Source organism: Sungkyunkwania multivorans (assembly GCF_042675645.1).
Taxonomy (GTDB): domain Bacteria; phylum Bacteroidota; class Bacteroidia; order Flavobacteriales; family Flavobacteriaceae; genus Sungkyunkwania; species Sungkyunkwania multivorans.
On sequence record NZ_JBHTJH010000010.1, the window covers coordinates 251,792 to 276,176 of the forward strand.

General features: G+C 42.0%; 19 protein-coding genes and 1 pseudogene. 13 read left to right on the top strand and 7 right to left on the bottom strand.

Annotated elements, in window-relative coordinates; genetic code table 11:
* Position 1 precedes the first annotated feature (1 nt).
* Positions 2 to 1,141: an MBL fold metallo-hydrolase gene (locus tag ACFQ1M_RS11290; RefSeq protein WP_386408249.1), complete on the bottom strand. Its 1,140-nt coding sequence runs from the start codon at positions 1,139 to 1,141 to the stop codon at positions 2 to 4.
* 232 nt (positions 1,142 to 1,373) lie between these two features.
* Between ACFQ1M_RS11290 and ACFQ1M_RS11295 the strand changes: the two genes are divergently transcribed.
* A complete protein-coding gene (locus ACFQ1M_RS11295) occupies positions 1,374 to 1,793 on the top strand; it encodes a CBS domain-containing protein (RefSeq protein WP_386408251.1) in 420 nt (139 codons plus the stop codon).
* A gap of 137 nt (positions 1,794 to 1,930) precedes the next feature.
* Here the strand turns inward: ACFQ1M_RS11295 and ACFQ1M_RS11300 are convergent.
* The 4 genes and pseudogenes from ACFQ1M_RS11300 to ACFQ1M_RS11315 form a co-directional block, all read right to left on the bottom strand.
* Positions 1,931 to 4,093, bottom strand: a pseudogene (locus tag ACFQ1M_RS11300) (sodium-translocating pyrophosphatase); the annotation flags it as partial.
* A 229-nt stretch (positions 4,094 to 4,322) separates the two neighbouring features.
* Positions 4,323 to 4,850 (bottom strand): inorganic diphosphatase, encoded by a 528-nt coding sequence (locus ACFQ1M_RS11305; RefSeq protein WP_386408253.1) that lies wholly within the window; start codon positions 4,848 to 4,850, stop codon positions 4,323 to 4,325.
* Between the two features lie 278 nt (positions 4,851 to 5,128).
* Complete coding sequence (locus tag ACFQ1M_RS11310) at positions 5,129 to 7,642, bottom strand: DUF5686 and carboxypeptidase-like regulatory domain-containing protein (protein ID WP_386408255.1); 2,514 nt, start codon at positions 7,640 to 7,642, stop codon at positions 5,129 to 5,131.
* Between the two features lie 76 nt (positions 7,643 to 7,718).
* Positions 7,719 to 8,696, bottom strand: a complete 978-nt coding sequence (locus ACFQ1M_RS11315; protein ID WP_386408257.1) for a pyruvate dehydrogenase complex E1 component subunit beta — start codon at positions 8,694 to 8,696, stop codon at positions 7,719 to 7,721.
* 181 nt (positions 8,697 to 8,877) lie between these two features.
* On the opposite strand from ACFQ1M_RS11315, the gene ACFQ1M_RS11320 reads away from it, so the two are divergent.
* From ACFQ1M_RS11320 to ACFQ1M_RS11375, 12 genes are all read left to right on the top strand, one after another.
* A complete protein-coding gene (locus ACFQ1M_RS11320; RefSeq protein WP_386408259.1) occupies positions 8,878 to 9,618 on the top strand; it encodes an electron transfer flavoprotein subunit beta/FixA family protein in 741 nt (246 codons plus the stop codon).
* A 19-nt stretch (positions 9,619 to 9,637) separates the two neighbouring features.
* Positions 9,638 to 10,603, top strand: coding sequence for an electron transfer flavoprotein subunit alpha/FixB family protein (locus tag ACFQ1M_RS11325; RefSeq protein WP_386408261.1), 966 nt, complete (start codon positions 9,638 to 9,640; stop codon positions 10,601 to 10,603).
* Positions 10,604 to 10,681: 78 nt separating this feature from the next.
* The gene (locus tag ACFQ1M_RS11330) at positions 10,682 to 11,311 is read left to right on the top strand and encodes a bifunctional nuclease family protein (protein WP_386408263.1); all 630 of its coding nucleotides are present in this window, start codon (positions 10,682 to 10,684) and stop codon (positions 11,309 to 11,311) included.
* 12 nt (positions 11,312 to 11,323) lie between these two features.
* Positions 11,324 to 13,036: a nucleoside transporter C-terminal domain-containing protein gene (locus tag ACFQ1M_RS11335; RefSeq protein WP_386408265.1), complete on the top strand. Its 1,713-nt coding sequence runs from the start codon at positions 11,324 to 11,326 to the stop codon at positions 13,034 to 13,036.
* Positions 13,037 to 13,053: 17 nt separating this feature from the next.
* Positions 13,054 to 13,839, top strand: a complete 786-nt coding sequence (locus ACFQ1M_RS11340) for an AraC family transcriptional regulator (protein ID WP_386408267.1) — start codon at positions 13,054 to 13,056, stop codon at positions 13,837 to 13,839.
* 149 nt (positions 13,840 to 13,988) lie between these two features.
* Positions 13,989 to 15,419, top strand: a complete 1,431-nt coding sequence (locus ACFQ1M_RS11345; protein ID WP_386408269.1) for a S41 family peptidase — start codon at positions 13,989 to 13,991, stop codon at positions 15,417 to 15,419.
* 103 nt (positions 15,420 to 15,522) lie between these two features.
* A complete protein-coding gene (locus tag ACFQ1M_RS11350) occupies positions 15,523 to 16,347 on the top strand; it encodes a thymidylate synthase (protein ID WP_386408271.1) in 825 nt (274 codons plus the stop codon).
* Positions 16,348 to 16,359: 12 nt separating this feature from the next.
* Positions 16,360 to 17,241: an energy transducer TonB gene (locus ACFQ1M_RS11355; protein WP_386408273.1), complete on the top strand. Its 882-nt coding sequence runs from the start codon at positions 16,360 to 16,362 to the stop codon at positions 17,239 to 17,241.
* Between the two features lie 95 nt (positions 17,242 to 17,336).
* On the top strand, positions 17,337 to 18,503 hold the full coding sequence (gene egtB / locus ACFQ1M_RS11360; protein WP_386408275.1) for an ergothioneine biosynthesis protein EgtB: 1,167 nt from the start codon (positions 17,337 to 17,339) through the stop codon (positions 18,501 to 18,503).
* A gap of 16 nt (positions 18,504 to 18,519) precedes the next feature.
* Positions 18,520 to 19,494 carry an L-histidine N(alpha)-methyltransferase gene (gene egtD / locus ACFQ1M_RS11365; protein ID WP_386408277.1) on the top strand — a complete coding sequence of 325 codons (975 nt, stop codon included), beginning with the start codon at positions 18,520 to 18,522 and terminating at the stop codon, positions 19,492 to 19,494.
* Between the two features lie 11 nt (positions 19,495 to 19,505).
* Positions 19,506 to 19,787: a DUF427 domain-containing protein gene (locus ACFQ1M_RS11370; protein ID WP_386408279.1), complete on the top strand. Its 282-nt coding sequence runs from the start codon at positions 19,506 to 19,508 to the stop codon at positions 19,785 to 19,787.
* Between the two features lie 256 nt (positions 19,788 to 20,043).
* Positions 20,044 to 22,752 carry a T9SS type A sorting domain-containing protein gene (locus tag ACFQ1M_RS11375; protein ID WP_386408281.1) on the top strand — a complete coding sequence of 903 codons (2,709 nt, stop codon included), beginning with the start codon at positions 20,044 to 20,046 and terminating at the stop codon, positions 22,750 to 22,752.
* 82 nt (positions 22,753 to 22,834) lie between these two features.
* On the opposite strand, the gene ACFQ1M_RS11380 is transcribed toward ACFQ1M_RS11375, so the two are convergent.
* Positions 22,835 to 23,131, bottom strand: coding sequence for an isoamylase early set domain-containing protein (locus tag ACFQ1M_RS11380; protein WP_386408283.1), 297 nt, complete (start codon positions 23,129 to 23,131; stop codon positions 22,835 to 22,837).
* Positions 23,132 to 23,284: 153 nt separating this feature from the next.
* Positions 23,285 to 24,361: an aminotransferase class V-fold PLP-dependent enzyme gene (locus ACFQ1M_RS11385; protein ID WP_386408284.1), complete on the bottom strand. Its 1,077-nt coding sequence runs from the start codon at positions 24,359 to 24,361 to the stop codon at positions 23,285 to 23,287.
* Between the last annotated feature and the right edge of the window lie 24 nt (positions 24,362 to 24,385).

The following is a 24,385-nucleotide window of genomic DNA, read 5'->3' on the forward strand; positions in this document are numbered from 1 at the left end:
CCTATTCTTTTCTCCACCACCAATTATTTTCAGAAGAATCTTCTTTGAGAAAGATGGGTTCCCCAATCTCTGGAATAGTAATTGGGATTTGAAGCTCGTTCGCTTTTTTGGTGACGCGTTCAACAGGGTCGGTCCAAGCATGCAGTGCCAGTTTGAATGCACCCCAATGAATTGGCATTATTTTTTTGGCTCGCAGATCAATTCCCGCTTGCGCGGTTTCTTCAGGAAACATGTGAACATCTGGCCAGGACTCATTGTATTGCCCACATTCTAACATTGCAAGATCGAACGGTCCATACACATCGCCTATCTCTTTGAAATGTGGCCCATAGCCACTATCTCCACTAAAAAAAATTGATTCAGAAACTGATCTTATCACCCAAGAACTCCATAAGGTACTCTGGCGATTATTTAATTTTCGCCCAGAAAAGTGCTGCGCGGGTGTACAAATAAATTGCAAGCCTCCAAAATTTACGATGTCCCACCAATCGAGTTCCACTATACGTGATTCTTCTACTCCCCATGCTTTCAAATGCACTCCGACGGCCAAAGGAGTATAAAAGCGAGAAACTTTATCCTTTAATTTGAGAATGGTCTTATGATCCAAATGGTCATAGTGGTCGTGAGAGAGGATCACCGCGTCGATGCTTGGGAGTTTTTCCACTTCGATAGGCAATTTCTCACTAAAACGTTCATTTCCTAACCAAGGGTGAGGAGCGGGTACTTCACCAAACATGGGGTCGATAAGAATAGTTTTACCTTCCATCTGCAACAGAAAAGTAGAGTGCCCAAACCAGATCAACCTTGTTTTGCCTTGATAATCGGCGACATTTGCAGAGTCGACCTTCTGAACCTCTATATTCTCGTTTGGGATTCCGTTGGGAACTTCGGTAAAGAAAAACTTTCTTGCGATCTGCAGCGTTTCCAAAAAACTATGATCTTCGGGCACTTCCTTTTTATTGACGAAAATACCATCTCTAAAATTGTCCGAACCTTCATATGTAGCTTTCAACTTATCCGAAACATCGCCACCAAATGCGGGATAAAAATTGACAAATACAATATAGCCAATAACCAGCAAAATAGTCAAGGACCCAATAGTCAATAGGATACGTTTGAGTATTTTCTTTAATATTTTCATATAGGCTCTTTCTGGATTTGAAGGCTACTTGAATGAGCAAACAAAACTTCGACCATTTACTATCCTAATCTATAATTGGCCAGACTCACGTGGCTTTATATTTGGAACAAGTTACTGAATACAATACACTTTTAGCGAAACGGATATGGAGCACCTTCAGAATTGACATTTATCATACTTTTTGTACGGTAGTATTTTTAGTTTTAAGTGTGAATCAAATAAATGGTCGATCATGAAAAAAAGAATGCCAGTTTCGTCAATAATGACTAAAAATGTAGTAACCCTTAATAGCACGGATGATCTAACTACAGCTGAAAGGCTATTCAAACAGAAAAAGATCCGGCATATCCCTGTGGTGAAAGACAATAAGATCATTGGAATGCTTAGTTACACCGACCTGTTGCGAATCAGCTTTGCTGATGCTGTAGATGACGATGACAATGAGGTTGAAACGATGGTTTACAATATGTTTACCATAGAACAGGTGATGGCGAAGAAGCTCGTTACCGTAGGTGCCTCCGACACGATCAAGGAGGTAGCCGAAATATTGGCGAGCAAGGAGTTTCATGCGCTGCCAGTTGTTGATAATGGTAAACTTGTCGGTATCGTAACCACTACCGACCTCATTAATTACCTGCTGGAGCAGTTTTAGAAGTTCATAAAAAAAGCCACCGTTGAGGTGGCTTTTTTTATGCTTATTGACGAAGATGGCTATTTAATGATATAGGCCAAATCCTCTTTTGCATCCTTAGTCTCTACCGTAATTTCTTTCACCTCATCCTCTACCACGGCAGTTTCCGTTGCGTGGCCGCCTAAGATCGGTGCGATCACCAACCCTACCAAACAGGTAAGCTTTATTAGGATATTCATCGATGGACCCGAAGTATCTTTAAACGGATCCCCGACGGTGTCTCCAGTGACCGCAGCCTTATGAGCCTCACTGCCTTTATAGGTCATTTCTCCGTTGATCTCTACACCAGCTTCAAAAGATTTTTTTGCATTGTCCCAAGCACCTCCTGCATTGTTTTGGAAGATGGCCCACATTACACCACTCACACAAACACCGGCCATATATCCTCCTAGCGGCTCAGCACCAAAGACAAATCCAATGATAATTGGGAAAATAATCGTCATCAAACCAGGCAGCAGCATTTCTTTGAGGGCGGCTTGTGTGGAGATATCGACGCATTTCCCATAGTCTGGAGTTCCTGTACCTTCTAAGATACCAGGAATTTCACGAAACTGCCGACGCACTTCTTCTACCATCTTCATCGCTGCCTTTCCAACGGATTGCATGGCCAAAGCCGAGAAGACCACAGGCACCATGCCTCCAACAAAAAGCATGGCCAACACATCTGCTCTAAAGATGTTGATCCCGTCTATTCCTGTGAAGGTCACATAGGCTGCAAATAGCGCTAAAGCGGTCAATGCTGCAGAAGCTATCGCGAATCCTTTACCAACAGCCGCAGTCGTATTTCCAACGGAGTCTAAAATATCAGTTCTTCCTCTCACTTCTTCTGGCAACTCGCTCATTTCTGCAACGCCACCTGCATTGTCTGCAATTGGACCAAAAGCATCAATGGCAAGCTGCATTGCGGTTGTTGCCATCATAGCAGAAGCCGCTAATGCGACACCGTAGAATCCTGCAAGTTCATAAGAACCATAGATTGCCGCTGCAAAGAGTAGGACCGATCCAAAAGTGGATTTCATTCCCACAGATAATCCTGCGATGATATTTGTAGCGGCACCAGTAGAAGAATTTTGAACGATATCCATTACTGGTTTTTTACCTAAACTCGTAAAGTAAGCCGTTACTGCCGATATCAACGCCCCTACGGCAAGACCGATCAAGGTGGCGTAGAATACATGTCGGCTTGGTATGTCTTTGATTCCCTCTCCGAAGAAATTCATTTTCATAGTAGCTGGTAGCATCCAGCGAATCAAGAACCACCCAGCGATGGCAGTTATAATGATGGCCGTCCAGTTTCCAAGGTCTAACGCCTTTTGCACTTCCGCCTCTTTTGCGTCATTATTTTTTATTCGCACTAAGAATGTACCTATGATCGAAGCAACAATACCAACCCCAGCAATGACCAAGGGTAAAAGAATAGGCCCCATACCATTGAATGCATCGCTAAAACCTCCGTTATCACTCATATCTTTGATAACATAGTTTCCAAGAACCATAGCTGCCAATACTGTGGCCACATAACTACCAAAAAGGTCTGCACCCATACCGGCAACATCTCCAACGTTGTCACCGACATTATCAGCGATGGTCGCCGGGTTTCGTGGGTCATCCTCCGGGATACCTGCTTCGACCTTACCAACAAGGTCTGCGCCGACATCCGCAGCTTTTGTATAGATCCCTCCCCCGACACGTGCGAAAAGTGCAATCGATTCTGCTCCTAGCGAAAATCCCGCCAATGCTTCTAGCACTATCGTCATGTTATTGTAAAAACTACCTTCTCCTCCGATAAATTGATTGGTGAAGAACATAAAGAACAGGCTTAAGCCCAGAACAGCGAGACCAGCAACACCGAGACCCATAACGGTTCCCCCTCCAAAAGACACTTTCAGTGCTTGTGGCAAACTGGTTCTTGCGGCTTGTGTTGTGCGGGCGTTGGCATCGGTAGCGATTCGCATACCGATGTTTCCGGCAAGTGCCGAGAAAATGGCTCCCACGATAAAGGCAGGAACGATCATCCAGCTCGTCGTATCGACGAAATAAGAAATTGCAAAAAGTGCAACTGAGGCAATAACAACAAAAATAAGCAATAGGCGATATTCAGCATTTAAAAAAGCTAATGCTCCTTCTTTGATACTTTTGGAGATTGACTGCATCTTTTCGTTTCCAGGATCTTGTTTTTTCACCCAAGAAGCTTTGATCGCCATAAAAATAAGACCCAAGATAGATAATGCTATGGGCACATAGATCATGTTAGATTCCATATATAATATTTGGTTAGTAAATTAGTCCTACCTCGTTTTCAAAATAAAACAGAGGTATTTTAAATTAATGTCGGTAAAAGTAGCAAAATCAATGCTAATTACGAATTAAGTCTGGTGAATTCTCGTAGGACCTCTCCAAAAGCGTGCCGCCAAGTTTTTGACAATAAAGAGACCGCAGCTACATGGACGTAGCTGCGGTTGCATATTTTATGATGAATATCGTAGGAAATTAGATCGTGAAGCTCTCCTTTGCTTTATGCTCGCTATTTTCGTAGCGGGCTATACACTTGTCTAATATTTCGTATGCTTCGTCTGCATCACCCCAACCACCAACATCGACTTTTTTCTTTTCTAGGTCTTTATACACTTGAAAGAAATGTTCGATCTCTTTGATAAGGTGAGGATTCACATCTTTGAGATCGCTAAGTTTGTTCCAAACGGGATCGGACACAGGTACGCAGATGATCTTTTCATCTGGCCCTTTCTCGTCGGCCATATGAAATACTCCTATCGGCTTCACCTCTACCACACACATGGGAAATGTAGGCTGCTCTCCTAAGACCAGCACATCTAGCGGATCTCCATCCAAAGCTAAAGTTTCTGGCACGAAACCATAGTCTGCCGGATACATCATCGAGGAGAACAACATACGGTCGAAACGAATCTTCTTCAATTCAAAATCGTACTCATATTTGTTTCTGCTTCCTTTTGGAATCTCTATCAATACGTCACAAACTTGTCTTTCTTTAGCACTCATATTCTATTCTTTTACCCAAGCTATCGTTTTGGGGCAATATTAAAATTAAACTTGAAATTGCCGCTGGAAAAAATTGCAGTTTCTCCAATTGCGGGTGCAAAAGTAATGAAAACTAGCGCTTCTGCAAGTATTCGCGGTTAAGTTTGTGTAAATCATTGCGCTTTCGAACGATGAATAAAAGCGTGACGTAAATGAATTACTATCTCACAACAAAGCCTATGGCGAACATGAACGCATCACTTTTCGATGACAACATGCCTTTTATGAAATGGTTCTTATTAAAAGTAAAAACCAAAGGACCCGGTGACGCCAAACTTTCTGGCATTGATGTTTTCGAAGTAATTGCCTCTAAAGTTGAAGTCGATACGAAAAACTTTGAAAATATTCCCTATACCTAAAGAGTACTCCCAATAGATCTTCTCATTGGGTGCAATGGCATTGGGATTTAACGTAAGGCTTTGAAACGCGGGTTGATTCAATGCGATGTTACCATCCGAAATATCACCCCAAGCCCCTCGTACACCGATGATCTCACGTAGATTCAGCTTTCTTAGCAAAGGGATCCTAGAGAACAGTCTGCCGTTAAAATTATGCTCGATGTGAAGGGTGGCATACGTATCCGTAACAAATTCGTAAAAATCGAGTTGGGAGAAGGTGTTGTAGATAGAAAAGTAGGATTGATTTCCCGGGACCACACTTAGCAAACTTAGAGGGACCTCTCCAAATGTTTTCCCAACTTCCAAGGTGGTATAGAGTCTTCCAAATCCTCCTACCTGCCAAGGCCTAGCATAGAAAAGTTGCAGTTTTTCATAATCGAATCCACTCTCTAGAAAGCCGTCTACACCTTTGGTGTAACTTAAAAAAGATCTGGTATAATTATCGTTCTCGTCCTTGCGTTCTACCCCATAGCCGATCGTTCTTCTGCCTGGGGTATAGTTCAAGGTGACATTGATCTCTGTCTGTTTCAATTCTGAAGAAATCCCCGTTGGGGAAAGAGCATCGATATAATCCAAGCTAAAAGTTTCAGGAGAGGCAGATTTAAATGTCTTATAGATCCCCCCGATGCTCAAGTTCAAATTCTTGAAAGGTTCAAAAGAAACAGAGGCTGTGGTAAGGTTTATATTCGTAAGTCTGCTATTGTCTCCTGCGGCAAGCAAGGACGATGAGGCATTGCTGCGCCCAAGAACATCGGTCGTGGCAGAAAGGCTAACGGCGGTCTGTTCTACATCTCGTCGATTTCCTCCTGCAATGGTAAGTCTTGTCTTCCTATCTAACAACCATTTCCCAGACAAGCCATATTTAAACTTTTGATCCCTGAAACCATAGGCCGTGTAAGCCTCCAGTCGCCAGCGATCGTTGGGGCCAAAATAGGTGCGCCCTCCGGCTCGCAACCGAATCCCTTCCACATCATTAAAACCAAAGGTGGAAAAAATAGGTCCATAATCGAAATCCCATTTATCCACTTCAACATATCCCGAAGCAAGGATGCTTCCTAAACTATACAGACGCTTGAACTTTGGGACCGTTTTTAGAGTATCGAGCATCTTATAGACTCCCATTTCGTCCTCATTCAACTTCTCTAACCGATTCTTAGCCCAAAAGGCACTGTCGCGTTCGTAAATTGCCTGATTATACGGGTCGACCTCTTCATCATAAAAACCTTTGTCCTTCTTTATGTTGAAGGCATAATTATCATATAATGTTGTTCGCTTGCCATAAATACCTCTCGACTTTTCCTTTTTTGACAAGGCAAAGTCGGTAAGCATATAGTCTCGCTTTACCAAAAAGACCGAGTCGTTAAGGACATCAAATTCCTGTTCGATATACACTTCCTTTACCCAATTGATGTTTGCGCTCTTTGTCACTTGAAGATTGATCTTCTTGATGGCCCAAGTAGTATCGTTCACCCAGAAGTCACCTTTGAAGGTAAGTTCGTTCTTTCTTCGAGGATAGTATATGATATTGTAGCACCATTTGTTGTCTATGGTGGCAGAATCTACCAACACGTAATTATAGGTGTCAATTCCTGTTCTCGAAAGTGGGCTCACAAAACTCTTATCAAAGAATTTTAGATAATTATCGTAAATATCGTAGTCGGCATACAGATCGTTCACAAAGCCGATGATATTCTGATTGCTACTAAATCCAGAGTTCTTGTTTCCAAGGAGATTTTCCTTTTCTTCCTTGATCACGTTATCGCCATATACTCGAGAAAATGCTTCATTGATAAACATGGGTAAATAGGTCTTTCCCGTCACCCTTGAGGTATCGACCTCTTCAAAGATAAATTCCATACCTCGAAAAAGCTTACTCTTGATCAATGCGCTATCGATCGAATTCAGATCAAACTCGATCTTTTCGTATTTATCGTATTGGTATTGTTCGAACTGCCGTAATCCGTTGTTGCGTTTTCTGTTCCAGATCTTTCTCAGAATATCAACGGCTGGATTATTCTTCTTGGACTGTTTTCCAGTGTAGACGATCACCTCTTTTAACTGTTCACCTTGTGGCAAGGTAATTTCGAGATTGTAAGTGACACTCTTCTCCAAAGCGACCTCTTGGGTGGTAAATCCAACAAAAGAAACGATGAGTGCTTCATATCGTTCATCGGACTCCAAATAAAATCGGCCATCATCATTGGTAATCGTGCCTTTGGATGAATCTTTGAAGATAACATTGGCAAAGGGTACAGGGTCACCAAAGTCGTCCAGGACAATACCACTTACTTTGGTCTGCCCTAAAGCAGCACAAACTACCGCAAACAAAAAGGCAAAAGATAAAATTTTCTTCATACAATTTTTTGAAGATAAAAAAACTTCATCGACTTAAAGTCGATGAAGCTTATAAAGCATTACACTAGCAAGTGTTTTATCTGTACATTACTTTTTTTACGGCTTTTATAACATCGCCACTATTTGGCAACCACTCTTCCAATAACACTGGTGAATAGGGTGCAGGAGTATCGGCAGTATTGAGTTTTACGATCGGCGCATCAAGATAGTCAAAAGCGTGCGATTGAACTTGATAGGTGATCTCTGTAGCAACATTGCCAAATGGCCAAGCTTCTTCCAACACCACCAAGCGATTCGTCTTCTTAACCGACTCGATAATGGTCTTACTATCCATTGGGCGAACCGTACGAAGATCGATGATCTCACAGCTAATTCCCTCTTCTGCCAAAGTGTCTGCCGCTTTGTAGGCCTCTTTGATGATCTTACCAAACGAAACAATGGTTACATCGCTGCCCTCACGTTTTATCTCTGCTACTCCAATCGGAATGGTATATTCTCCTTCTGGCACTTCTCCCTTATCTCCATACATCTGTTCAGACTCCATAAATATTATGGGGTCATCGTCTCTGATAGCAGATTTGAGGAGCCCCTTGGCATCATAAGGATTAGATGGCACTATGACCTTGAGACCAGGGCAATTGGCATACCAGCTTTCAAAAGCCTGGGAATGCGTTGCCGCTAATTGACCTGCAGAAGCGGTAGGACCTCTAAAAACAATAGGACATTTAAACTGACCACCGGACATCTGTCGAATCTTTGCCGCATTATTGATGATCTGATCGATTCCGACCAAAGCAAAATTAAATGTCATGAATTCAATGATAGGGCGATTCCCCGTCATGGTACTTCCTACTCCCACGCCGGCAAAGCCCAACTCGGATATAGGAGTGTCGATAACTCGCTTCTCCCCAAACTCATCTAGCATTCCTTTGGAGGCTTTGTACGCACCATTGTATTCGGCAACTTCCTCTCCCATCAGATAGATAGACTCGTCGCTTCTCATCTCTTCACTCATGGCCTCTGCTATGGCTTCTCTAAATTGTATCGTTCTCATTATATAGTGACCGCTTTCTTTTATGATTGTTTTTCAAGAAAACAAAAATAGTAATTCTAATTCTCGTAACAGTATCGGCGTAAAAAAACTTCAAAAATTTATTATGCACGCATAGTATATTTGAGATTTTATCAGTATCTTCGTGCCCATATTTTTAATGCTCTAAAAATTAGCTAAAAAAATGAAGATATTAGTATGTATTAGCCATGTGCCGGACACCACTTCTAAGATCAACTTTACGGAAGGGGATACCAAATTTGACACAAATGGTGTACAATTTGTGATTAATCCAAATGACGAGTTTGGCTTGACACGTGCCATGTGGTTCAAAGAAAAACAGGGAGCTACAGTGGATGTTGTGAACGTTGGAGGCGCTGAGACCGAGCCTACCTTAAGAAAGGCGTTGGCCATTGGTGCAGACACAGCGATCAGAGTGAACGCAGAGGCATCTGATGGTTTCTTTGTTGCCAAGCAACTAGCTGAAGTAGTGAAAAATGGTGGCTACGACCTTGTGATCGCCGGTAGGGAATCTATCGATTACAATGGTGGCATGGTTCCCGGAATGCTTGCGGCGCTCATTGGTGCTAATTTTGTTAACACCTGTATTGGTCTTGAGGTTGAAGGAACTTCTGCCAAAGCGGTCCGGGAGATCGACGGCGGAAAAGAAACCGTATCCACTTCTCTTCCGTTGGTCGTGGGAGGCCAAAAAGGTCTTGTTGAAGAAAGCGATCTAAGAATCCCTAACATGCGTGGAATTATGATGGCGCGAAAAAAACCGTTGAATGTGGTAGAACCAGTCGACGCAACAGAAGAAACAGCTGCTGTCAAATTTGAAAAACCAGCCCCAAAAGGAGCCGTTAAACTGGTTGACTCTGCGGAAGCGTTAGTAAATCTTCTTCACAATGAAGCAAAAGTTATTTAATAACAATATTTAAGAAATTATGTCAGTTTTAGTATATACAGAATCAGAAGGGGGAAACTTTAAAAAGGCGGCCCTCGAGGTAGCGTCGTACGCTAAAGGTGTGGCAGACATGCTTGGCACGACAGTGACCGCCGTCGCTATCAATGCCTCTAATACTTCCGAGTTAGGAAATTACGGTGTTGAGAAAGTATTGAAGGTCACTGATACGAGTCTTGAGAAATTCAATGCCAAAGCGTATGCTGCGGTCGTTACACAAGCAGCGGAAAAAGAAGGCGCTAAAGTAGTGGTGTTGAGCTCTTCGGCAGACAGCAAATATCTTGCTCCTTTAGTTGCAGTAGCACTTCATGCTGGATATGCATCCAATGTTGTTGCACTTCCAGAAAGTGCCTCTCCATTTACCGTAAAGAGGACCGCATTTACCAATAAGGCTTTCAGTCATACCGAGATCAGTACGGATGTTAAGGTGATAGGCGTATCAAAAAATGCATACGGACTTGTAGAGAATAGCGCAAGCGCAAGCGAGGAAGCTTTCAGCCCGACACTAGATGGAACCGATGGAATCAAAGTCGAATCTATTGATAAGGCCACTGGTAAAGTGACCATCGCAGATGCCGAGGTCGTCGTATCTGGAGGGCGTGGATTGAAAGGCCCTGAAAACTGGGGAATGATCGAGGAGCTTGCAGAGGTTTTAGGAGCGGCAACCGCCTGCTCTAAACCAGTTTCAGACCTTGGTTGGAGACCGCATGGTGAGCACGTTGGACAGACAGGAAAACCGGTTGCCTCTAACCTATATATTGCCGTAGGTATCTCTGGAGCCATTCAACATTTGGCGGGAATTAACTCTTCGAAAGTAAAAGTGGTGATCAACAATGACCCCGAGGCTCCATTCTTCAAAGCAGCGGACTACGGTATTGTCGGGGATGCTTTTGAAATCGTGCCCGACCTCATCGAAAAATTAAAGGAATTTAAAGCACAGAACGCATAATTTTTCCTAAATTGTGCCCAATATAGGGCTGTCTAAATGGTACACAAAAGCCCGTTTAGACAGCCTTTTTATTTGATTATGAGTTTAGTGCGTCTTAACATAAAAGGAATCTCTTATAGCCAGACACAAAATGGGGCGTATGCCCTTATTTTGAACGAAGTGGATGGCGAACGCAAGTTGCCGATCGTCATTGGCGCATTTGAAGCGCAGTCCATAGCGATCGCTCTGGAAAAGGAGATCAAGCCACCACGTCCTCTCACGCATGACCTTTTTAAAAATTTTGCAGACCGTTTCGACGTCATTGTAAAACAAGTGATCATCCATAAGTTGGTCGATGGTGTTTTTTATTCCAGTATCATTTGTGAACGTGATAAGATCGAAGAGATCATCGATGCACGAACCAGCGATGCCATCGCTTTGGCATTGCGATTCAATGCTCCGATATTTACTTACAAGACCATTTTGGACAAGGCAGGTATCTATCTCAAGGTAAATCCCAAAGAAGAAGAGGAGCAACCAGATGACGAGAGCATTATCGTAGACGAGATATTTACCGAGACCTCTGAGACCAAAGGGCAAAGCAAATACGATTTCTCCAAACTTTCCCTGCAAGAACTATACACACAGCTAGATGGCGCCGTTGCAAATGAAGATTATGAAAAAGCGGCTAAGATCAGAGATGAGATCTCGCGAAGAGATCAAAAGTAAATCAGACCCAACATGCAGAAATTGATTATTGTACTACTAGCCATTTTTGGTGCAAGCGTTGCAAATTCGCAAAACATCGAAAACACATGGCAGTTCCAGGCTATTGAGGACCAACAGGGCCAAAGGCTGTTTGAGATCGACGAAGAAAAAGATGTTCTCAAACTAGATAAAGGAGAGTTCCAGTATCATCTCAGCGCCAAAGACAACTTGAAGGCATCGGGCAACTATATCTACCAGAACAATTTACTGGTCTTTTATTACGATCAACCAAATGATACGATAAGAAAATACAAGATCACGGAGGTTACGGATTCGACCTTGGTGTTTACTGAAAAAGGGATTGCATATAAATTCTCTACCAAAATTGCCACTCCAGTCAGTACCAAAACCAAAGAAATGGAATCAGATATCATCCCTAGTCAAGGATTCTCGATGGGCAGCCTCTGGCGAGGCCTATTAGGCATGGCGACACTCATTTTCATCGCATTTCTTTTTAGCAGCAACAGAAAAAGCATCAATTGGAAAACTGTTGGCATCGGACTTGCTTTTCAGTTACTGATCGCCATTGGGGTCCTAAAGGTTCCATTAATCAAAGCGGTTTTTGAATTTGTTGGGGGGCTATTTGTTGAAGTTTTGGAATATACGAGAGCCGGAAGCAAGTTTTTGTTTGAAGGGTTGGTTGTAGATATGGACACCTTTGGTTTCATATTTGCATTTCAGGTATTACCGACCATCATTTTCTTTTCTGCTTTGACATCGGTATTGTTCTATCTCGGGATCATTCAAAAAGTAGTTAAAGGATTGGCTTGGTTACTCTCAAAATCCCTGAAGATCTCAGGGGCTGAAAGTCTCAGTGTAGCCGGTAATATCTTTCTTGGGCAGACAGAAGCCCCACTTTTAATAAAGGCCTATCTTGAAAAGATGAATCGTTCAGAGATCTTACTGGTCATGATCGGCGGCATGGCCACGGTAGCAGGGGCTGTACTTGCGGCTTACATTGGCTTCCTTGGTGGAGACGATCCAGAGTTGCGACTTCAATTTGCGAAGCATCTACTGGCGGCTTCCGTAATGGCAGCTCCCGGTGCGATCGTAATATCAAAGATACTTTATCCCCAAACTGAAGAAATCAATACCGATGTAAAGGTCTCCTCCGAGAAGATCGGCTCCAATATTTTAGATGCCATTGCCAACGGCACCACCGAAGGACTGCGCCTAGCAGTGAATGTTGGTGCGATGCTATTGGTGTTTGTCGCTTTTATCGCGATGATCAACGGCATTCTCGGCTGGATAGGAGGTGTTTCGACCCTTAATGATTGGATGGCGGCCAACACAGCTTACCCCGCACTGTCATTAGAGGCCATATTGGGGACCATTTTTGCACCGTTGATGTGGTTGATCGGGGTTGCCAAAGAGGACGTAATGATGATGGGGCAACTATTAGGGATTAAATTGGCCGCGAGCGAATTTGTGGGGTATATCCAATTGGCCGACCTTAAGAACCCTTCAAACCCTATACATTTGACCTATAATAAATCGATCATTATGGCGACCTATATGCTTTGTGGGTTTGCCAACTTCGCCTCTATCGGTATCCAAATTGGCGGTATTGGCTCTCTTGCACCGAGGCAGCGAAAGACCTTATCAGAGTTTGGCATGAAAGCGTTGATAGGAGGAACGATCGCCTCGTTGATCTCCGCAACGATCGCAGGGATGATCATTGGGTAAATATTATTCGTTCACCAATGAATGTACTTAAAAAAATAAATTCATTTGGAAAAATGGAAATGCTCACTGTTGTTGCACAGCAGCAACCATTTCCAGAACATTTTCACGAAACTTTTTGTATTTCGTTGATCACCAAAGGCATCGAATGTGTTAAACTTAAGAACAGGGAAATCTATAGTGAAGCTGGCTCCTTTTCCATCACTAACCCCCGCGAGGTTCATTCTAACCCCGTCATAGACAATGAAATCCCATTGAGCTTCCACACGCTCTATCTAGACCAACACACCTTAGATACCTTTGCCCAAAAAGAAGGAGTCTTTTTTGAAAAACGCTCCTTTAGCGATGAGACATTGGAAGTTGCATTCTTTAGTTTGAAGAAAGCTTTTGAAAAAAACGATCCGATCGTACTTGAAAAGACTCTAAAAGAATTCATTGTTCTATTGCTGCCGCACAGCTCAGTCAAAGCCAATGATGACGATTTTTGTTTTAAGGAAGATTGGAATCTCATTTTTGAATTTATAGATACCAAGTTCAAGGAAAAAATAACCGTTGAAGATATTTCGAGGATCGCCTTAATGGATAAGTTCAATTTTTCTAAAAAGTTCAAGAACACCACAGGGATGTCGCCTATGAACTATATTTTGATGAAGCGTATATTTTCAGCCAAGGCTATTATAAACAAGAGTACAAATCTTACCGATCTTGCATATACTTTTAATTTCTCTGACATAGCTCACTTTTCGAAAACCTTTAAGCGCTTTGTGGGTATCGCTCCGAAACAATATAAAAACAACTTGACATAAATAACCAAGATTGTACAAGTCCACTAAATCTGCCGCCTTTAGTTTTGAAAACAAAAAATATGATCCGATTCATAGTGACATTCATAATTTTCTTAGCCCCACTATTTCTTGACGCACAATCTTTGGACGCACAATTTTCCACCCAGAGAATGAAGAAAGATTTACAAGTCTTCAAAGATATTCGCTTTAAGGCAAACTCAGGTCTTCACAAATATCGCAGTGTCAAAGAAATTGACAGCATCTATAAATGGGCGGAAGAAGAAATCAAAAATCTAAGCACGTATGGAGAGTTCTACAATCTCATTTGCACATTGACCGATTTCGAGGGAAGTGTACACAACGAAACATTTCTCATTTCTAAAATATCGGCATCGATGAAAATGGAAGAAAGCGGTTACTTCCCATATCCCATTAAATTAATTGAAGGAAAAGTTATCGTTAACTTCGAAACTGGCAAGATCCCCTTAGGTGCAGAAATATTGGCGATCAATGATCGTGCAATCACCACCATCATTCCAGAACTTTTTAAATATTACACAACAGATGGAAAAAACATCTCAGGAAAATCAATAGGAATAAATAGTCATTTTAGTAAGTACTATCGTTTGAATTATGGACTCGAAGATACCTTCCAAGTCACTTATCGGCAAAAAGAGTCCAATGAGTTGAAGCATACGCAACTGAAAAGTGTAAGCTATGCATCATATTATCGCAATTTTGCTAAAAGATACTCCATTGCTTTTGATAAATACACTTACCAAGATTGCCCAGAAAATGAAATTTATCATTATAAGAGCATTGATAATTCCACAGGGAAATTGACGATCAACTCGTTCTCGATGGGAAATGAGAAAACTGTTACGCACAAACGTTATGTGCGGTTTTTGGATAGTGTTTTCATGAAATTAAAAGAGGATCGTATAGAAAATTTAATTCTTGATATTAGAAACAACACTGGAGGGACCGACCCAAATGATCTGGTCACTTATTCTTATTTGGCAGCAAGAAATTTCGTTGAAAATAAAGAAGCTTGGATAAGCTTCAACAAGATTCCAGAGCTTAGACATATTAAGAGCAACATCCCTGCTTTTCTTCGACCTTTCGGCGTCGGGAAATACAACAAGATGCTAAGAAGATCGTTCCCTTTAGAGAAAAATGGAAAATTCTATCAGGATTCTTCGAGTGCTGATCACATGATAAGAAAACCAAGTGAAAATGCCTTTCGCGGAACCATTTATTTGCTCATCAGCCCTAGTGTTGCATCGGCTGGCAGTCTTTTTGCTGCTATGGTGGCTGGTAATAAGAATAGCATAGTGATCGGAGAAGAGACAGCTGGTGGCTATTATGGCCATAATGGCCACACTCCCTTATCATATGTCTTACCAAGATCAAAAATCGTAACACAATTTTCTATAGTGAACTTGGAGCAGGATGTACCATCAAAAAAGAATCAAATCTATGGCAGAGGTATTATTCCAGATTATGAAGTAATGCAGAAATTCGAAGATTTTTTGAGTCATACTGATACGCAAATGAATTTTACGTTGGACCTAATTGAAACGGTAAAACCAAAGCAATAACAGGCTCTTACATCGTTGATAACATCTTAATAAAATCCCAGCCTCTCCGTTATTTTTTTGAGAGGCTTTTTTATACTTTAGTCTTCTTGAAGATGACGACCTTATGAAGCAGTATCACGACCTTGTAAAACACGTTTTAGAAAACGGAAACGCCAAAGAAGACCGTACTGGTACCGGCACCAAAAGTGTCTTTGGATATCAAATGCGTTTTGACCTGAGCGAAGGATTTCCGATGGTCACCACGAAAAAACTACATCTCAAATCGATAGTCTACGAATTATTATGGTTTTTGAAGGGCGATACCAATGTGAAATACCTTCAAGACAATGGTGTTCGCATTTGGAACGAGTGGGCAGATGAGCATGGCGACCTGGGCCCGGTCTATGGACATCAGTGGCGCAATTGGAACAGTGACGAGATCGATCAGATCAAAGAGGTCATTCATACTTTAAAGAACAATCCAGATAGTCGTAGGATGCTTGTTTCGGCATGGAACCCAAGCGTTTTGCCTGACACCTCGGTATCATTTGCAGAGAATGTGGCCAATGGAAAGGCCGCCCTCCCTCCTTGCCATGCGTTCTTTCAGTTCTATGTGGCCGATGGCAAACTGTCCTGTCAATTATACCAACGAAGTGCGGATGTCTTTTTAGGAGTTCCATTCAATATTGCCTCTTATGCCTTATTCACCATGATGGTAGCTCAAGTCTGCGGATATCAACCAGGCGACTTTATCCACACCTTTGGAGATGCACATATCTATAACAATCACTTGGAACAACTTGATCTTCAACTTTCAAGAGATCCCCGACCTTTACCAACGATGAAACTCAACCCTGAGGTAAAGGATATCTTTGACTTTACATTTGAAGACTTCACTTTGGAAAATTATGATCCACATCCACATATTAAGGGTGTTGTAGCCGTGTAAACCTTATTTTTTATGAGAAGCGTTTTATTGCCCTTATTGATATTTATGATGTGCCTGCCTTTGAAAGCACAGGACGCATCACAGGTCGTATCACAAGACTCATCACAAGTCGCATCACAAGACTTGAATCCCAAATATTTCCCGCAGGAACAGATCATACTTTTGGCCTGCAATGACAGAAAAGACCCAAAATGTGTTGCGGATTATTTAGAAAAGAAGGTCTCAGTGTTTTTGAACAACCAAGAATACCTCGAAAAACTCGCAAATAGCAAAAAAGACACCTTATGGACCTCTGTGAAGATAGTTTTCGATACGGAGACCAGTATTGATGAAGATTTGAGCTACGTGAGTTTTGGTGAAAACACCAAGTATTTAGGCGAACAGGCAGAAGCAGATCTAGAAGGGGTCATCTTTGATCTCGATCAAATAGAACTGATACACAGAAAATCCGAGCCGACCATTTCCAACCATTATTTTTATTTTTCTTATGCCATTGGCAAATCCGAAGAGAGCACTACACTTAATTATGTGCCGCCTGAAGAAGAGTATACGGGTGGCGTAGTTGACGAGATCCCCATTTTTCCAGGATGCGAGGAGGTCGAAGAAGCAGACCAAAAAGCTTGTTTCCAAAGTAAAATGGTAGCGCACATCCAGAAGCATTTCAAATATCCAGAGGAAGCCAAAAAAATGGGATTGGAGGGGAGAGTTTATGTCCTCTTTGCAATCTCAAAAGAGGGCAATTTGGAAAACGTTAAAACGCGTGGGCCATCTCCTATGTTAGAAGAGGAAGGAAGAAGAATCATCGAATTACTTCCCACAATGAAACATGGCAAAAGAAATGGTAAGCCAAATAGTGTTCGCTTTACCATCCCGATAGTATTTAGGCTTCGATAGCGACAAAGAAGAATTTCATCGTATCAATTATAATTTTTAGTGCCCCGTCTAAAATTGCTTAACTTTACGGAAAATCAACCAGATAGGACTTTTCCATGCATACTGCTAAAACGACTTCCACATTTTTTCTCGAGACCAGAAAAGATACAGAGCGTATCTGTGCTCCGTTGAAGGTTGAGGACTTTGTGGTACAACCTATTGTCGATGTTTCCCCTCCAAAGTGGCACCTAGGACATACTACCTGGTTCTTTGAAGAGTTCATCTTGAAGGCCTTCTTACCGGACTATCGACTATTTGATACGGATTTTGCGTTTGTATTCAACAGCTATTACGAGAGCGTCGGCAAGCGAGTGATACGAGCCAATCGAGGCAATCTTACGCGTCCATCTGTTCAAAGGGTATATGACTATCGAAAATATGTAGATATGCATATGGAACGCCTTTTAGATATGAACATCGACAACGAGACCGAATTGTTTAAACTTCTGGAAATCGGCATTCATCACGAAAAACAACATCAAGAGCTACTGATCACAGATATCAAATACATTTTAGGGAACAATCCTTTATTTCCAACCTACAGTGAGGGATTTGAAGAAAATCCTCTGGAAAGCACATCTCAGGATTGGACTATAGTTACCGAAGGCATTTATGAAATTGGGCATGCCGGAAGTGATTTCTGTTACGATAATGAGCTAGGCAAACATAAGGTCTATCTTCATGAATTTCAAATCTCCAATAAACTGGTCACAAATACGGAATTTCTTGCATTTGTTGAAGAAGGTGGCTATGAACGATTCGACCTATGGCATGCCGAAGGTTGGGATTGGGTGAACCAAAATGCTATCGTGGCTCCGGAATATTGGCATAAGATCGATGGAGAATGGCATCAATACACCTTAAAAGGACTTTCAAAATTGAATCTAAGCGCCCCTGTGGCCCATATTTCTTATTACGAAGCCTTTGCCTATGCACAATGGAAAGGGATGCGACTTCCTACCGAATTTGAATGGGAAATTGCCCAAGTACACTTTGATTGGGGCAGTCGTTGGGAATGGACGGAGAGCGCCTACTTACCATACCCGGGCTACGAGAAAGCCGATGGCGCTTTGGGCGAATACAATGGCAAATTCATGGTAAATCAGAAAGTACTCAGAGGAGGCTCTGTAGCCACTCCTAATAATCACACAAGACCTACATATCGCAACTTTTTCCATCCACAACTCCGTTGGCAATTCACTGGATTAAGGCTAGCCAAATAATTACGACAAAGAAAAAATGCAATCCAAAATCACCACTATCTTTAATTCCATCTTTGAAGAAGACGTCTATCAGGGCCTCTCTTCCTATCCAAAATACCTCTATTCGAAATATATCTATGATGAAAAAGGGGACGAACTCTTTCAGAAGATCATGGATCTCCCTGAATATTACCTAACTCGAAAAGAGTTTGAAATACTATCAACTTACAGATCGGATATCGCCCAACTCTTCGAATCAGGGGAAGGCTTTGATCTTATAGAACTTGGTGCAGGTGATGGGAAAAAGACCAAGATCCTACTCAAGGAACTACTTCGAAGATCATCCGATTTCACCTATATGCCTATTGACATAAGTCAGAATTCATTAGATCTTTTGGAGGCATCCTTAAGCGATGAGTTCCCCAAAGCGAAAGTACGTCCTCAGCAGGGCATGTATTTCAAGGTTTTAGAACGACTGGCCGAATTACGGCATCGCAAAAAGGTGATTCTTATGCTAGGGTCTAATATTGGAAACCTCCTACATCCTAAAGCGATCACGTTCCTTAGAAATATTCAGATAGCCATGAATCCTGGAGACTTGCTCTTTATGGGTTTTGACCAGAAGAAAGATCCACAGACGATCTTGGACGCCTATAACGATAAAACTGGTGTGACCGCAGCTTTTAATTTGAATTTGCTAGAGAGGATCAATAATGACCTCAAAGCGAATTTCGATTTGAAGCAGTTTAAACATTGGGAAGTATATGATCCAGAGACGGGAACCGCTAAGAGCTACTTGGTATCTCTCAAAAAACAAGAGGTGACCATTGAGGCATTGAATCTAAATGTAAGCTTTGATCAATGGGAGACCATCCATACCGAAATTTCGCAAAAATATGATGACAAAGTAGTTGCATGGTTGGCAAATGAAGCTGGATTGACCATCCAACAGTCGTTCACAGATGACGATAATTGGTACAAGGATTACGTGTTTACGAAAAAAATTGACTAAAAGATATTATTATGAAAGCAGTTTGGAACAATACGATCATTGCAGAGAGCAGGGAGACCGTGGTAGTAGAGAACAATCATTATTTTCCTCACGATAGCATAAAAGAAGAGTTCTTTAAACCAAGTGATACCCATACTACTTGTCCCTGGAAAGGATTGGCCCATTATTACACCATATCGGTAGAGGGTAAGGAAAACAAGGATGCAGCTTGGTTCTATCCCGAAGTTAGTGAGCTTGCAAAAGGAATCAAAAATCATGTCGCTTTTTGGAAAGGCGTACAGATCATCGACTAGTTTTACATAATAAACTGATTATCAGAATAATGATTCGGATAATCGGAAATTTAACCCCTATTAATGAAAATATGATATCTTTACGTCCATTATTTTGGAAATTCGTTAGATCTAAAATCTATTATTCAACTATCGGTCAGATCTCAAATATGACCATAAAAAAAACATGATGAAAACCAAAAAATTACTACTACTTGCTTTAGCCTTCGTTATAGGCTTGTCTTTGTTTATATTTCAAAATGAAGACCCCAAGGTTATGAACGATGAAAGTTCGATGGTAACCATCGAACCACTTCCGCGCGGCAATAAGAAAAAGACCATGGAAGAGCGCGCGCGTTTCCATGACGAAAGAGTGAAGTACGAATATAAGCTTCAAGCCGACCCCCGCACAGGAGAAATTCCCAAAGAGGAAAAATTACTAGAAAAAGCGGAGGCCGAGCGCTCAATTCGCATACGATCTACACTAAGAGCCCCAGAAGCCGCGGTAATTTCTAGAGGTCCAGGCAATTTAGGAGGACGTACCAGAACATTTGTCATCGACCGTAGTGACAATACCAATCAGACCATGATTGCTGGTGGTGTTAGTAGTGGCGTTTTCAGAACGACCAACGGAGGTGCCAGCTGGACCAAAGTTTCTCCGAACGATCAAATTCATAATGTCACATCTATCGTACAGGATCCTCGTTCTGGCTTCGAAAATGTATGGTATTATGCGACTGGAGAAACATTAGGCAACAGTGCCAGTGGATCTGGAGCGTTTTATCTTGGACAGGGAATCTGGCAATCTACCGATGGAGGTTTAAACTGGAGTCAATTGCCAAGTACTGCTTCGGTACAAACCGCCTTTGACTCTCTCTTTGATGTGATCACAAAAATAGAAGTAAGCCCGACTACGGGAGAATTATTTGCGGCCTGTGTAGGTGCCATTCAACGTTTCGACGGCGTTTCTTGGACGGTGGAGCAGGCCAATTCATCTTTTAGCACCGCCTTTGTAACAGACCTAGTAATAGCCAATAACGGTAGAGTGTATGCTGCCTTTAGTGGAAACACTGACGATGATATCAACGGTGTCTGGACATCGGCCACAGGTAATAATACCACGGGTTCTTGGACTCGAATTGCTCAAAATGCCATCACCTCCCCTGCTACTCCAGAAAATCCAACTGGTTGGGCAGCTGATCGAAGAATCGTACTTGGCCTAGCTCCTTCAAATCAAAATATTCTATATGCTTTATTCACCAATGGCAATAGCGGTGCGATCGAGGCAGACCTTTGGCAGTGGAACCAAGGAACTAGCACTTGGACAGATTATTCCGCAAAATTACCGGATGAAGGAACTACAGATTTGGCGGGTAATGATCCATTTGCGGTACAAGGAGGCTACGACCTTGTTGTGAGCGTAAAGCCAGACGATCAGAATTTTGTGGTCATTGGTGGTACTAACGCATATAAGATCGCGGACATTACTACCGATCCAGAATTTATTAGAATCGGAGGTTATGTCAGTGAGCTATCGTATGGTTTATATAATGCAGGTGGTGTTAATCACCATCCGGATATTCATGCAATGGTATTTGATCCGACAAATACCTCCATACTATATACAGGAACGGATGGAGGAATCCATAGAACCGATAACGTCGGGGCAGCTACTGTAACTTGGGTGAACCTTAACAATGACTACCAGACCTACCAGTATTATGATGTTGGGATCGACCCACTTGTTGGCTCTAACGGAACCATCGGAGGCGCCCAAGATAACGGAACTACCATTGGAGGAACCATAGGAGGTAATGGTGATGACACCACACAGCTTTTCTTTTCTGGCGGTGATGGAGTCTCGGCGGACATCTCTAGAGATGGGGGTGCCTTAATTGTATTCTTCGGTTCGCAACAAGGTAATATTAGAAGGTTGAACGCAACAGTTGGGGGCGGTTCTGTTAATATCAAACCCTCTGGGTCTCCTTCTGGTAATGCCGCTCTGTTCGTTACGCTTTGGCATCTAGATCAAGATAATAACAATGCGCTGTATTACGCTGGTAACAGCACACTGTACAGAACCACAGATGCAACCAATGTAACAACAGCAACATGGACCAACATGTCAAACTTTGGTGCTGACAACATATCCGCATTTGCAACTACCAGAGGAGCGTATAATGCCGCCAGTAGTTATTTGCTTGCAGGAACTAGGGGCTTTATAGATCAAACGACCCCAGCAAATTCAAGACCTGGTCAAATATATAGATTGGATGATCCTCAAAACGCAGCAAATACTGGTCCCGCAATTGACATAACTCCTTCAGCTGCGACCCCTGGTGCCACGGTATCTGGTTTAGCCGTTCACCCTACTAATAATGATATTGTACTAGCTGTTTATTCGAATTATGGTGCTATTAATATATTTCTCACCACGAACGCAACAAGCGCTACACCAACATGGACCAATGTTGAACGAAACCTAACATCATTCTCGGTTCGTTCTGCCATGATCACCGAAGTTGGTGGAAATCCACTTTACTTCGTAGGAACTGGAAGAGGTCTTTATAGCACGCTCAACCCGCTTACTACAGATTGGGCGATCGAAGGGCAAAACCTTGTTGGACAGGCGGTGGTAAGCTCTATGTCGTATAGACCTGCTGACAACAAATTATTGGTAGGAACACATGGAAACGGTATGTTCGAAGTTACAGTATCGGATCCAACACTCGGCGTTGAGGATAATGAAAAGGTTGCTGTGAGCGCTTATCCAAACCCGGCCACTGATCTATTAAAGTTTGAGCTTGATGCTGAAACGATGTCTTCTATTGAGGACTACAAAGTTTATGATCTTTCAGGAAAGGTGGTTTCTTTTGGGGAGCTATCTACTAATGGGATTAACGTGGGGAATTTATCGCCTGGTCTATACATCGCACAACTTAATGGTGAAGGGAAAACATTCACTTCCAAGTTTGTGAAGAAATAGACAGAATAGCAGACCTAAGATATCTAAAAAGCCGCCCTCCAATTTAGAGGGCGGCTTTGATTTTTTTAATATCAGAATAAAATTAAACTTCTACCACACTGTTCTCTGCCCCTGCATAGTCGTTCCATTGATAGCGGTCCGCTGCCTCATCATTCCAATAGGCACCATCTACCAAATATTTGAATTCATAGGAATTATTGGCAGGAACATTCAGGGTCCCTTTAAAATTACCGTTTTTCAGCTTTTTCAAACTGCTTACCTCGGCATTCCAATCATTAAAATCTCCGATAACAGAAACTTTATTTGCTTCCTTGGCCGGTACGGTAAACGTAACTTTACACACAGGTTTACTCTTTAAATATTGCTTGCTGATCGCCATAACTTTTAAATTTAATGTATTTGGTTAACTGGTTGTAAATGAAAAAATTAAAAACAACATAGCCAAAGGAGCCTGTCACTTTTGTGAAGTAGAAAAAAAATGAGTGGTCATTTTATAGAATCGGCAATATTTTAAGTAAATTTTTTCGAGGTCCTAAGAAGGTAAAATTGAGAACAATCTTTCCAAATCATCCATTTCATTATAGAAATGTAAGCTTATTCTTATACCGCTTCCTCTGCGGGAACAAACTACATCGTTTGCGAGCAATCGCTGGAACAAGGCGGCATCACCTTTGATATTGAATATGGAAGAATGGACCCCACGCGATGCAATTTCATCGGAGATGAGTCCTCTTGAAGCGAGTGTATCTTTGCAATGGTGAGAGAGTTTATTTAAATATGATTGTATGGTTGTCAAACCGACTTTATTTAAGAACTTCACACCTTCACCCAAACTACCGATGACCAATGAATCTTGATGTCCTGGCTCTAGGCGACTCGCAAATGAGGCCTTCTTCTTATCGAAGCTTATGTTGGTAGAATTGAAGCCGATCGATCTAAGAGTGAATCTTTGTTGAACTGTTTCTTTACTCATCAAAAAACCATTCCCGTATCCGCCCAAAAGCCATTTGTAACCACTAGAAATAAGAATATCTATCGGAGCATTTTCAAAATCAACTGGACATGTCCCACAAAATTGTGTCCCATCCGCAATGAAAATGGTATTTGGGTAGGTGGTCTTCAACACACTCAAAAATTGAAGATCTATAGCGATTCCATTGGTATATTGCACCAAGCTGAAAGCAAAAATATCTGGCACGTCTCGCTCAAAGGCTTCCATGATATTCTGCTCCAACTGCGCATCCAATCGCGCATAGTCAACACTAAAGCCCCTTTGCTCAACTGGCCAGTTTATGGAGGGATAGTCACTTTCTATCAGAAGAAACTTTGTTGCCTGGTCCACACCTTCCAAAAGCAGGTTAAAGCCATAGGAGAAATTTGGCAATAAGGCTATATTTTCTTTTTTAGCGTTAAAAAAATTGGCCAAGACATGACGCACATCCTCAATTACATTCGCTTGTTCTTCTCTAAACACACTACCTCTTAGCATAAGGTCCAGATCATGTTCTTGACGCCATTCTACAATCGACTCTGGAAGCAACCCAGCTGCCGCCGTATTTAAATAGATTCTATTTCGTATTGCGGGAAATTGTTTTCTAAAATTTTCCATGGATGAATATGCCCTAAAAGTGGT